Genomic DNA, 362 nt, shown 5'->3' with positions numbered 1-362 from the left:
GGCGGCAGCTTCGACGGCTCGTTGCGCGTACAAAAATATCAAACGCTGGCCAACCAAGACGGTTATAAAGACGAGCCTTATGCCATCATGCCCCGTCTGACCGGCCGTTGGCAAAGCCATATCGGCAAGGCTCAGCTTAACGTATTAGGCCAATTCACCCGCTTTGACCACGACACCAAGCAAGACGGCAGCCGCGTAGTACTCTACCCGAGCGTCAAATGGGATTTCCACAACCAATGGGGCTACATCCGGCCTAAAGTCGGCGTACATGCCACTTATTACAGCCTCAACAGTTTCAACGGTCAAAGCGGCCGCAATGTCAGCCGCGTCCTGCCGATTATCAACGTCGACAGCGGCCTGAC

At 55.2% G+C, this 362-nt stretch carries 1 protein-coding gene; it reads left to right on the top strand.

Features of this window, described 5'->3' with window-relative positions:
* A partial coding sequence (lptD, locus tag ACTHSP_RS22835) for an LPS assembly protein LptD (RefSeq protein WP_440347108.1) occupies positions 1 to 362 on the top strand: 362 nt, incomplete at both ends.

Source organism: Neisseria sp. P0001.S005 (assembly GCF_051963715.1).
This window is presented reverse-complemented; position numbering and strand designations above follow the sequence as displayed.